The organism is Acidobacteriota bacterium (genome assembly GCA_016196035.1).
GTDB lineage: Bacteria > Acidobacteriota > Blastocatellia > RBC074 > RBC074 > JACPYM01.
On the sequence record JACPYM010000068.1, the window covers coordinates 83,936 to 95,508 of the forward strand.

The following is an 11,573-nucleotide window of genomic DNA, read 5'->3' on the forward strand; positions in this document are numbered from 1 at the left end:
AGCCTGTGCTTATTTATCCAGAGGCCCGTCAGCACTTTGGCTGGGCGTAGCCTTTGGAGTGCCGAAATAAGCACAGGCTTCGGTTAAATCAGCACAAGCTTCGCTTCTTTAGCGCGCCACCACGCCGATGTTCGCAATGGTCGCGCCTTTCGTCATCGAAGGTACCGCGCAGATATACAAGACCACGCCCGCCACCGGCGCGCGCGCTTCAAAGAGCGGCTTGCCCAGGTAATCGGTGACGTAGCCGACGCGCATCCCTTGTTCGATGTATGTCCCGCGCCGCACCAGCGGATAAAAGATGCCTGCCTGTTCGCTCGCTATCGTCTCGATCTTTTCAATCCAGACCGGATGCTCGATCACTGTCGCCGCGCCCGGCAATATCTTCAGGTAGCGCATCACATTCAAGCAGCCGTTCAGCAACGCGCCGACATCGTCCGCTTCGACCGTGCCTGCGTGGCCCGCCTCGGCAGTGATGGAAGGCTTGCCGCGCGTGCTGGCGGTGTTTTCGAGATAACGCGAAGCCTGCGGGTCTTTGGGCCGGTCGGCTGAGATGATGATGTGATCGAGGCCGAAGGCGAGCACCATCTCGCGCGAGATGCGATCCTGAGCTTCGTTGCCGGTTTTCGTCCAGTAACTGTAAGGCCGCAGGCTCTCGTCTAAATCGCCGCCGTGCAGGTCAATCAGATGATCGCACTGTTCGACGACTTGTTTGGTAATCAGGAAGGACGCGCGCTCGGTTTGCGTGCCGTCCGGCTTGCCGGGATAAAAGCGATTCATGCTCTTGCCGTCCACCGGATTGACGTGCGGCACTTTCTGCTCAAAGGACGGAAGGTTGATGAGCGGCACGACGATCACCGTCCCACTCAGCGCCGCCGGGTTGAGCACACCCAGCAAGCGTTCGAGCGCGATGATCGAAGCGTATTCCGTCCCGTGCGCGCCCGCCACAACGGCCAGCACCGGCCCCGGCTTCACGCCGTGAAAGACGGCGACCGGAATGTCGAGCGCGGCATCGCTGCCAGCGGGCACGGCGATCACGCCGGTCGCTTTTTGGCCGCGTGTGGCGGTCGCAGTGCCGACGGTAAAGGTCGCGCGTTCCTGCGCGGCCAACGGCGCGGCCGGCAGCAGACACAGCAACGTCAGGAATGGCAGTTTATACATCGCGTGATCTCCTTGGGTTAGGTTCGATATTGCAGAGTGATAAAGCTTGCGATTTTGCAGCCGCGTAGCGGTGACCTGAATTTAGCCCGGCGTTTCAACGCCGGGAAGCGCGGCACAACTGCCCTGCGTCGCGTAGCGACGGTTGAAACGGAAGCTATTGTCGCACAGATTTCAAGCGTCGCTACGCGACGCGGAACGGTTCCACTTCGACTACCGTGGTTTGAAAACCACGGCTAAATTCAACTGTCGCGCCGCGACAAAAACCAACAAGTCCGACATTTTTATTACCAACCATCATTGATCCATTCGCCCCCTGCTCACTCCGGCAACCCGACGCGCCGCACGAAAGCAGCAAAGCGAGCGGCGGCGCGCAGGCTGTCATAGAGGGGGTCGAACTTGACTTCAAAGATCAGCCCATTCGGTTCCTGCTCGGCTTTGGCCAGCCAGGCAAAGGCTTGTTCTTTGTCCGCCAGCCGTGTCTGGGCCAGCACGAAATTCATCGCCGGGACGTATTTGCCGCGTTGGGCTTGGGCATTCAATTGGCCGAGTTTCTTTTGCCAGAGGGCACGCACGGTGGCCTTGAAACCCGATGCGGCGTAGGTGCGATTAAGCAGTTGCGCCGCTTCGTTGTCTTCCGTCAGGGTCAATGCTTTGCTCCATTCGACGACGGCTTCCGGCTGCTTTCCTTGCAACTCGAAGGCGTCCCCTAACATTTCGTGCGTGATGGCATTGTTCGGGTCTAGCTCCAGCGTCTTTTGATATTGTTCGATGGCGCGGTCATAGGCGCGCGTCCGGTAGAAAAACCTGGCCAAAAAATAGTTATAGCGCACTGACATCGGTTCCATTTCCAGGACTCTTTGATGCTGGGCAAGCGCTTCTTCAGACCGCCCGACTTCTTCTAAAAAAGCGCCATAATGGCTGCGCCCCTCCGTGTATTTCGGATTTAATTCGAGGGCGCGCAGAATATCTTTCTCCGCCCCTGCCCGGTCGTGGTGAAACTGTTTGACGCCTGCCAGCGCGCTATAAGCATCGGGCAAGGTGTCGTCTAAGGCTAAGGCTTTATACACCGCCGCCTCTGACTTCGCCCAATTCTCGGCAGGCGACAAGGCACCAAATACGACACCAAAGCCGTAGTATTCCGCCAAGCCTGCGTAAGCGAGCGCATAGTTCGGGTCAAGGTCAATTGCCTGTTGATAATAATCGCGGCTTTTCTCAAACCCTTGGGCCGGAAATTTCAACCAATGGTAATGCCCTTTCAAGTAAAGCTGGTAAGCCGCAGCATTTTCCGTATAGTTTTTCGTCAACTTTTGCTCATCCGCGCCAGAGAGCTTGATTTGTAATTTGCGCGAGATGTCCCGCGCCACTTCGCTCTGCGCTGCAAGCAGGTTAGCAAGTTTCGGGTTATAGCGATCGCCCCAAAGTTGCGCGCCGCCCGTGACCTCAATCAGTTCGGTTTGAATGACGAGGCTATCGCCGCGTTGTTGCACGCGCCCGGTCAGCACGGCACGCACGCCCAGTTCTTTGCCAATGCGCTGTGGGTCATCCGCTTTGCCCTTGAAGCGAAAGACGGTCGTGCGTGGCAGCACGCGCAGGCGCGGCAATTGCGCCAGCGCGTTGATGAGCGATTCGGTCAGGCCGTCCGACAGATACTCCATCTCAGGATCGCCGCTCGCGTTGGTGAAGGGCAGAATGGCGAGCGAATCTATCGGCTTGGCGTTGCCCGCCAGAAAAGCGAAATAGCCGCCGACCGTCACCAGCGACAGCAACAGCAGCCCGACGCCGAGTTTGTGCCGTTTCATTTCACCAAGAATGACGGCGGCGCTCGAAGTCGTGCGCGCGGGAGCCGCCTCATTCGTCGCGGCCTCGGCTGGCGGCGCGTTCGTCGCCCCACCTTCCGGCAAAAGCTCGCGCGTCCCGGCGCTGCCGCCGGAAGGTGCGGCGACAAGCGCCTGCGCGCCTTTCAGCCTCGCCTCAAACTCGATCTCCTGCTTCAAGTCGCCGAGGTCAATCAATAGGTCTTTGACGTGTTGGTAGCGCTGCTCGCGGTCTTTGCGCAGCGCCTTGCTGACGATGCGTTGCAATTCGGCGGGCACGGCGGGCGCGTGCTGCGCGAGCGGCAGCGGTTCTTTTTCCACGATGGCGATGATCACATCGGTAGTCGTCGTGCCCGTAAACGGCACACACCCGGCGAGCATTTCATACAGCACAATGCCCAGGCTGAAGATGTCGCTGCGCGCGTCCATGTCGTGCAAGCCGCGCGCCTGTTCCGGCGACATATACCCGACCGTGCCCAGCACCGTGCCGGGGTTCGTCAATTGCGGATTGCGAATTGCGGATTGCGGATTCTTTGGCTCCACTTGTAATAGTGTTTCGGCTTCTTCATTCCGCATTCCGAGATCCACATTCCGCATTCCCCTGAGTTTCGCCAGGCCGAAGTCGAGAATCTTCACGCGCTCATCTTTGGTGACGAACAAGTTCTCCGGTTTCAAGTCACGATGGACGATGCCTTTCTCGTGCGCGGCGGCGAGGCCGCTGGCGATCTGCTGCGCGTACTCAAGCGCTTTGCGCACCGGCAGCGCGCCGTCTTTGAGTTGCGCGCGCAGTTCCACGCCTGCCAGCAATTCGGCGACGATGAAGGGCGCACCCGCGTGCGAGCCGATGTCGTAGATCGTCAGAATGTTCGGATGATTCAAGGCAGAGGTCGCGCGCGCTTCCTGTTCAAAGCGGCGCAACCGGTCGGCGTCGTGGGCGAAATCGGTGGGCAGGACTTTGATAGCGACATCACGATTCAGGCGCGTGTCCTGCGCCGCGTAAACCTCACCCATTCCACCCGCGCCGAGCGGGGCGAGGATTTCGTAGTGATTGAAGCGCGTGCCAGCGGCAATCGCCATCGTGGGGCCTCCTGAATGTTGTGTAATGGGGAGGGATAGCGCAGCTTAGCTGCCGCGCCGCCTGGCGGTCATCCGCGCAACGTGTCAGTAAAGCAGCCCCGACACGCCGTGCTGAACCAGCACGTCAACGCGTATACCGGCCGTTCGGCATTCTGACCGGCCCCGGATGAAAGAACTTCTCCGGCGTCATCACCCCATCTTTCTTGAAGACCCCGCCGTTTTTCATCACGAATTGCACGTTGCGCAAGGCATCAATATCGCTGAGCGGATCGCCCGCCACCGCAATCAAGTCGGCGAACATCCCGACCTTGAGCGGCCCACGTTCTTTGACGATGTCGGCGGCCTTGTAGCCATTGATCGTCAGCGCGCGCAGGATGTCGGCGTTGGGGATACCCGCCACCTTCCACGTTTCCAAAAAAGCAATCGTCAAATCGCCGCGCGTCAGCCATTCGCCGGTCTTGACGTCCTTCATACGTTCGTTCCAATAATCGAAGTCGGTCGAATAGGTCAGCGGCACTTTCTTTTCCCAGGCGTCGCGCAGCTTGGCGGCGGTTTGTTTGAAGGCCGCTTCAGTGCCGCGATAGTTGGTGAACGGTGTGTCAGTGCCCGCCAGGAAAATCCCCTTCTCGGCCATCTGGCGATGATGGTCGGGCGTCAGCGCCTGGCCGTGGGCGATGATGTGAATGCCCGCGTCAATCGCGCGTTGCGCGCCTTCGGGCGTTTGGACGTGGCCTTCGACCTTGCAGCCGCCCTTGGCCGCTTCGCTGATCGCCAGCTTGATGTCTTCGACCGAATAGCCCCAGGGTTTGCAATCAATGCAGAGCTTGATCGTGCGTGCGCCGAACAACATGTTCTCGCGCACGGCGCGGATGATTTCGTCGTGCGTGTTGGCATCCAGGTATTCGGGGTAAACGAGGTTGTGCTGCTTGTACATCTCCGGCGTAGGCCACAACTGACCGCCCGTGCCGCCGATGATGATACCCGACGGAATCACGGTCGGCCCCGGCAGCCAGCCCTGTTCGATGGCCTGGCGCAACGCCGTGTCGGCGTACATCCCGTTGTTGCCCACGTCGCGGATGACGGTGAAGCCCGCGTTGAGCAATTGAATGCCATTCGACGCCGCCTGTATCGCGCGCAGCGGCGTGGATTCCATCACGTAAGTCAAATAGTAATAATTATTCTCTGGCTGCTCTTTGTAGGTCATCGCCATGTGCGTGTGCGCGTCAACAAGGCCCGGCAGCACGGTGAGCTTCGACAGGTCAATGACCGTCGCGCCGGCGGGGATGGCGAGATTCGCGCCGATGGCTTTGATCTTTTCGCCTTCGATGAGGATGACCTGGTTGACCGCGGCCGTGCCGGTTTCAGGATCAAGCAAGCGGCCCGCTTTGATCGCGGTGATGGCAGGTGATTGCGCCACCGTTAGGCTTGCCAACAAGGCCACCAGCAACAGACCGAATGCAACAGTTTTTTTGTTCATGGGTTTCTCTCAAGAAGAATGAAATTGACGGATTGAATTCTGGGTACGCACCGCTTCCAGCGTGCGGGCGTGGCTTGAGACGTGGTGATGCCGAAGGTTTTCCTCTGGCCCTCTTCCGTCTGACGCCAAACCCGCACGCTGGAAGCGGTGCGTACCCAGGGCTAGGCGCTGCGCCTCGCGTTTGGCTTTGAACTCCGTGCCCGGCTTCCACTCCGGCCACTTGTCGCCTTGCGCAACGCGATAACCGAAGTATGGAAGATGCTTTTTCATGCCATCTCCTAGTGTTGTTGTAACCCGGCGCAGGCAGCGCATTCTCCATTCGCCATTCCTGGCAGGAACCCTGCTTGGCCAACTGTTCTCTGCAAGAGAATTGAGAATGACGAATGGAGAATGCCCGCAGCCTCAATTGTATTGGTCTGCGTTAGCGCACGTTCTTGTAAACCCGCCCGCCCTTCATCACAAACACGACGCGCGCCAACGCCGTGATGTCGCGCGTCGGGTCGCCCTCCACCGCAATCAAATCGGCCTCGAAACCCGGCGCGAGCGTGCCGATGCTGCTGTCCAAATTGAGCGCACGCGCCGCCAGCGAAGTCGCCGAGATGATGGCCTCCATTGGCTGCTGCCCGCCCTCGCGCACGCGCGCCAGCAATTCGTCGGCATTGCGCCCGTGCGCGCCTGCCACGGCGTCGGTGCCGTTGACCAGCTTCAACCCCGGCGTCGCCAGCGCGCGTTTGATCATCGCGTTGTTCAGCCCGACGGCTTTTTCCATATAGGCAAAGCCTTCCTCAGTGTAATTGCCGATGCCGAGGAAGCGCGCTTTGTTGCGCAGGTAGTTTTGCAGCACCAGGCCGATGTTCGGATCGAAATACACGCCGCGTTCGGCCATCAGCTTCAACGCTTCGTCGTCCACGAAAACACCGTGTTCGATTTGCCCGCAACCGGCGCGCACGGCGGCCTTGATCGCGCCGGCGGCGTGCGCGTGCACCATCGTGCGCAGCCCTTGGGCTTTGGCTTCGCCGCACACGGCCACAAGTTGTTCATCGGTCATCGTCTGGCCGCCGCCGTCACGGATGCTTTTGGACGCAAAAATTTTCACGACATCCGCGCCGTCGGCTTTTAGCTTGCGCACCTGTTCGCGCAGTTGTTCCGGCGTGCCGCTGTTTTCATTGAGCGAGCGGATGGCGGTCAGGATGCGCGGCGCGGGCAATGTGCCGCGCGCGCTGGCTTCGCGCAAGGCGACATCCGCCGCCGCGCCGACGCTTTGCACCGTGGTGAAGCCGGCCAGCAAGGTGGCGTAGGCGTTCTCTGCCGTGTACAACGCCTCCTGCGCAGGCGTCTCGCCGCGATTGCTGGCCCGGCCGTCCGCGCCAAAGTGATAGCTGATATGCACGTGCGTATCAATCAAGCCGGGCAGCACGGTCAGCACGCGCAGGTCGTAAGTCGGTGTTTCGCTCGACGCGGCGATCTTCACGATCTTCCCGCCCTGCACGACGAGGCTGGTGTTGCGCGCCGTGCCGCCTTTGCCATCCAGCAAAAGACCGGCGCGAATGACGATGGCGCGCTCTTGCCCGAGCAGCGGCATCGTCAAAAGCAGGCACAGCGTGGTTAAGAGTCGAAACTTACGCATGGTCGCCTCCAGGATTGTCGGGTAATGAAGTATGGAAAAGCGCGCGCAGTGTAACATTCGAGTGCAGGCGCGGCTATCCAATGCCGGAAAGCTGTTTGCGAGGGAGTTGGGCGCTAAACGGCAAGCGCCATTCTCCATTCGATATTCTCAATTCATTTGCAGAGGCCACCTTTGACAGGCTGCTCTCTGCCAGGAATTGAGAATATCGAATGGAGAATGGCGCTTGCTATCTCACCGCAAAACTCAGCGCGTGACGACGCGCTCAGCGCAATTTAACCTCGAAGGGCACATTCGGTGGATGCTGATTGTTCTTGCCCGTTTCGACGGTGCGTGGCAGGGCCTTGCCGTTGATTTCGAGCATGAAGCGCAAGACCGTCACCTTGTCATCCACCTTGAAATCGAAGCCATCAATGTCGTCATCCGTGCGCGTCGTGAAATTGATGCGGTGGTTGCCCTCTTTTTCGATCTTATCTTGCGCGCGTTGGGTGACCACAGTCGGTCTTCCGCTACGTTCGTAAATCCGCCCGCGCGGGCCTATGGTCAGGCGCGGGGGGCGGCCCGGGCGAAGCACGCGGCGCTCCGTTTCAAGGTCAATGCGTTTGAGCGATTTCAATGCGCCGTCTTCCGCCGTCACGTGACCGGTGAAACGGCGCATGGCTCCCGTCGTCGTCCAGCGCAACTTCCAGGTGTCGCCTTCGCGCCAGACGAAATAACCCATGTCGTGGCCTTCTTTGAATTCCGGCCGGCCATCGAACAACTCCGTTTGCGCCGAAGCGGCGGGGGCGCAGACAACAAAACACACGCCCAGCAACAGCCAGGCGCCGATTGATTTGAGTTTCAGCATCATTACTCCTTTGGGATCCTTTGGGATGAACAATCATTCCAGCCATCATTGGCCTAATTCGCGCACGTCATCAGACGAACGCCAGGCCGAAAAAGCCGAAGGGTTTTTTGGCGCCTAAACTCACAGCCATGCTTCAATCAAATGCGGCCCGGGTTCGGCCAAGGCGCGTTCAAGCTGGGCGACCAATTCATCCGCCGTCCGCACACGCACGGCGGGGACGCCCAACCCTTGCGCCAATTGCACCCAATCAATGGCGGGCGGCGCCAACGCAATCAGGCTTTGCGCGACCGGGCCGAATTCCTGCACGCCGGCGCGTTTCAACTCCAATCCCAAAATGCGATAGCTGTGGTTGTTGCAGATTACCGTCGTGACGTTGAGCGACTCGCGCGCCTGCGTCCACAGGGCTTGCAATGTATACAGCGCGCTGCCGTCAGCTTGGATGTTGATGACTGCGCGCTCAGGGCAGGCGATGGCCGCGCCGGTCGCGCACGGCAAGCCCAGGCCAATTGCGCCGCCGGGTTGGGTCAGATACGAATGCGGCGGCGCACCTTGCGAAGCGGCCAGGTACGAACCGCTGCTGGTGTTGCCTTCGTCCATGATGATGGCGTTGGGCGGTTGCACGGCGGCGACGGCGGCGCACAACGTTTCGGGCGTCAGTTGGCCGACGGGTTTGGTCGGGCGCGGGCGCGGCGGATTGAAGACCTCCAGCGGCGCATTGACCGCTTCGGCCAGCGCTTCGAGCGCGGCGACGGCGTCTTCGTGCGGTTCGGCCAGCACGTGCTGCTGTTGATCTTCTGAAATGAAATAGCTGGGCAAGCCGGGGTAGCCGAAAAACGAAACCGGCGTTTTGGCGCCCGCCAGAATGACCGTGCTGAACGGTTCGAGCGCGGCCAGCGCCTGTTCGGGGAAATACGGCAGCCGTTCGACACTGGGCAAATGCGGCGCGCGTTCCAGCCGTGCCGGGAAAGTTTCGCAGAGCAGCTTGCAGCCGGTGGCGGCGGCGATGCGCGCGGCGGCTTGCAGGCCGCGGTGTTTGAGCGCATGCCCGCCCAGGAACAACACGGTCGGTTGATTCTGTTGCAGCAATTCGATGGCGCGCGTGAGTTCTTCTTCTTCCACGCGCGCCGGCAGCGGCGCAGTGTTAAACAAGCGCGTCAGTCCACTGGCCGGTTCCAACTGGCAATCGTGCGGCACGATCAGCGTCGAGATATAGCCGGGATGCGCCGTGGCCGCCGCGATGGCGTCGGTCAAATCGCTGGCCAGTTTTTCGCCCGAGCGATTGCGACGCAACCAGTGCGAGACGGGCCGCGCCAGCGATTCAATATCGGAATTGAGTGGCGGGTCGGCGCCGATGTGCCAGGTCGCGTGTTCGCCGATCAGGTTGACGATGGGCGAACGCGCGCGCCGCGCATCGTGCAAATAGGCGATGCCGTTGGCGAAACCCGGCCCCAGATGCAACAGTGTCAACGCTGGCTTTTCGGCCATGCGCGCATAACCATCCGCCGCGCCCGTGCAAACGCCTTCAAACAGACAGAGCACGGCGCGCATCCCTGCGACTTCGTCGAGCGCGCGCACGAGCGGCATTTCGGTCGTGCCCGGATTGGCAAAACAGACTTCGATGTCCGCCTTGAGGGCGGTGTGAATCAGACTCTCGGCTCCATTCATAATTTCTCGTGTCGTGGGGGCACTTTGGGGCGGTACCGCGCGCGTGAGCAAGCGGCCACCTCGCCGACGGCCGCTTGCTCACGCGTGCGGTACCGTTAGCACGGCGTGCTGGCATCAATTTGTTTCCACCGCCCCGCCGCGCGCAAATACGTTTTGCCGCAGGTCAGGTCGCAATGTTCGCGCCCTTCTTTGGGTTTGTCACAGCAGTATTCCGTCGCAATCAAATCGGGCGACTGATCGCCGTTCAGGTCGAGCGCCATGATGACATTTGGCAGCGCTGCGCCTTTGGGCAAATCCGCCGCGTTGAGCAAGCCGCGATTGAGCGCGCGGGCCTGCGGGTTGGCCGGATAGATCACACAGACCTGAAAGGGCGCGTAGCTGCCTTCGATGCGGCCCGGCACCGCCAGCACGGCGTCAACATAGGCAGCTTGCGTCAACGGCTCGAATTCGATTTCCCATTGCTTGGGCAACGACTCGCTGCATGGGTTCTCGACAAGTTTCGCGTTGGTGATGCGGGCTTCAAGCGCGGGCAAGGCGCTGCTCAAGGCCAGGATCGTGACCGTGCCGCCCGGTTTCGGCGGCGTTTTGAAAACGACATTGCTCAATTGCAAGACGCGGCTTTGCGCATCATCGGGGCGCTGCAACGGCACAATAACCGCGTTCAAGACCGCTGGCTCTAACGCCAGTGCGGGGATTTCTGCAACCGCCACTGGCGCCGCGTTTGGAGAAAGTTGCGCCACGGGCGGAGGCGCCGTTTGTGGCGGCGCAGGTTCGTGCCCACCACAGGCGCAAGTTAAAATAAGCAATGACCAACCAAGCCAACTCGAAATAGCCTTCATTGATCCCCAGGGAATGGCGAAGCCTTTGGAGTGCGCGCGGCACAGGCCGCCGCTTTGGTAATCCTTTAATCCGTCGCATGCGAGGGCATACCAAAGCGGCGGCCTGTGCCGCGCGCACTCCAAAGACGCTCCGCGTCGGAAGAAGCAGAAATTGCAGTTATTTTGGCGGCATGCGCAACGCGCCATCCAGCCGGATGACTTCGCCGTTGAGCATTTCGTTTTCAATAATATGCCGCGCCAGCGCCGCATACTCGCGCGGTTGACCCAGCCGCGCAGGGAACGGCACCTGCGCGCCCAGCACCTTTTTCACGTCTTCGGGCAAACCGGCCAGCAATGGCGTGTCGAACAGGCCCGGCGCAATCGTCACCACGCGAATGCCCAGCCGCGCCAGGTCGCGCGCAATCGGCAAGGTCATCCCGACGATGCCGCCTTTCGACGCCGCATACGCCACCTGCCCAATTTGTCCGTCAAACGCCGCCACCGAAGCCGTGTCGACCAGCACGCCGCGTTCGCCACTGGCCTTCGGCTCTTGTTGCGACATCTGCGCCGCCGCCAGCCGAATCACGTTGAAGGTGCCGATCAAATTGACCTCGATGATTTTTTTGAACGAGGCCAGTGCGTGCGGCCCGTCTTTGCCGACCGTCTTTTCGGCGCCGCCAATACCCGCGCAACAGATCGCGCCGTGCAAGGCGCCGAAGGTTGAAACCGCCGTGGCGACAGCCTGCTGCACCGCCGCTTCATCCGCCACATTCGTTTGCACGAAGCGCGTCTGCGCGCCGAGTTCAGCCGCCAATGCCGCGCCCTTGTCAGCATTGATGTCGGCGATGACCACGTTGCCGCCCGCTTCGGCCAACAACCGCGACGTCGCGCCGCCCAACCCGGATGCGCCGCCCGAAACTAAAAATGTATTGCCTTGTATTTGCATATTGGTAGTCAGTAGTCAGTAGTCAGTAGTCAGTAGTCAGTAGTCAGTAGTCAACGGGCGGTTGTAATTAACCGGCTACCGACTACCGATTACCGGCTACTTCATTCTCTCAACAATGGTGCAAGTCGCCATGCCATGCCCAGCGCA

Annotated in this window: 9 protein-coding genes; all 9 read right to left on the bottom strand. The window is 60.4% G+C overall.

Going from position 1 to position 11,573, the window contains the following annotated elements; translation table 11 throughout:
* Nucleotides 1–108 precede the first annotated feature (108 nt).
* Nucleotides 109–1,158 (bottom strand): succinylglutamate desuccinylase/aspartoacylase family protein, encoded by a 1,050-nt coding sequence (locus HY011_21310; protein MBI3425470.1) that lies wholly within the window; start codon nt 1,156–1,158, stop codon nt 109–111.
* Between the two features lie 317 nt (nt 1,159–1,475).
* Nucleotides 1,476–4,049 (bottom strand): protein kinase, encoded by a 2,574-nt coding sequence (locus HY011_21315; GenBank protein MBI3425471.1) that lies wholly within the window; start codon nt 4,047–4,049, stop codon nt 1,476–1,478.
* Nucleotides 4,050–4,173: 124 nt separating this feature from the next.
* A complete protein-coding gene (locus tag HY011_21320; GenBank protein ID MBI3425472.1) occupies nt 4,174–5,526 on the bottom strand; it encodes an amidohydrolase family protein in 1,353 nt (450 codons plus the stop codon).
* Nucleotides 5,527–5,535: 9 nt separating this feature from the next.
* Nucleotides 5,536–5,796 carry a hypothetical protein gene (locus HY011_21325; protein MBI3425473.1) on the bottom strand — a complete coding sequence of 87 codons (261 nt, stop codon included), beginning with the start codon at nt 5,794–5,796 and terminating at the stop codon, nt 5,536–5,538.
* 151 nt (nt 5,797–5,947) lie between these two features.
* A complete protein-coding gene (locus tag HY011_21330; GenBank protein MBI3425474.1) occupies nt 5,948–7,153 on the bottom strand; it encodes an amidohydrolase family protein in 1,206 nt (401 codons plus the stop codon).
* A 262-nt stretch (nt 7,154–7,415) separates the two neighbouring features.
* Nucleotides 7,416–7,997, bottom strand: a complete 582-nt coding sequence (locus tag HY011_21335) for a hypothetical protein (protein ID MBI3425475.1) — start codon at nt 7,995–7,997, stop codon at nt 7,416–7,418.
* A 120-nt stretch (nt 7,998–8,117) separates the two neighbouring features.
* The gene (locus HY011_21340) at nt 8,118–9,662 is read right to left on the bottom strand and encodes an acetolactate synthase large subunit (protein ID MBI3425476.1); all 1,545 of its coding nucleotides are present in this window, start codon (nt 9,660–9,662) and stop codon (nt 8,118–8,120) included.
* A 95-nt stretch (nt 9,663–9,757) separates the two neighbouring features.
* Nucleotides 9,758–10,372, bottom strand: coding sequence for a hypothetical protein (locus HY011_21345; GenBank protein ID MBI3425477.1), 615 nt, complete (start codon nt 10,370–10,372; stop codon nt 9,758–9,760).
* Between the two features lie 286 nt (nt 10,373–10,658).
* Nucleotides 10,659–11,426 (bottom strand): SDR family NAD(P)-dependent oxidoreductase, encoded by a 768-nt coding sequence (locus HY011_21350; protein MBI3425478.1) that lies wholly within the window; start codon nt 11,424–11,426, stop codon nt 10,659–10,661.
* Nucleotides 11,427–11,573 lie beyond the last annotated feature (147 nt).

Excerpts from the sequence above, each read along its gene's own strand:
- HY011_21310 (MBI3425470.1), bottom strand. The coding sequence starts at position 1,158 with ATGTATAAACTGCCATTCCTGACGTTGCTGTGTCTGCTGCCGGCCGCG.
- HY011_21315 (MBI3425471.1), bottom strand. The coding sequence starts at position 4,049 with ATGGCGATTGCCGCTGGCACGCGCTTCAATCACTACGAAATCCTCGCC.
- HY011_21320 (MBI3425472.1), bottom strand. The coding sequence starts at position 5,526 with ATGAACAAAAAAACTGTTGCATTCGGTCTGTTGCTGGTGGCCTTGTTG.
- HY011_21325 (MBI3425473.1), bottom strand. The coding sequence starts at position 5,796 with ATGAAAAAGCATCTTCCATACTTCGGTTATCGCGTTGCGCAAGGCGAC.
- HY011_21330 (MBI3425474.1), bottom strand. The coding sequence starts at position 7,153 with ATGCGTAAGTTTCGACTCTTAACCACGCTGTGCCTGCTTTTGACGATG.
- HY011_21335 (MBI3425475.1), bottom strand. The coding sequence starts at position 7,997 with ATGCTGAAACTCAAATCAATCGGCGCCTGGCTGTTGCTGGGCGTGTGT.
- HY011_21340 (MBI3425476.1), bottom strand. The coding sequence starts at position 9,662 with ATGAATGGAGCCGAGAGTCTGATTCACACCGCCCTCAAGGCGGACATC.
- HY011_21350 (MBI3425478.1), bottom strand. The coding sequence starts at position 11,426 with ATGCAAATACAAGGCAATACATTTTTAGTTTCGGGCGGCGCATCCGGG.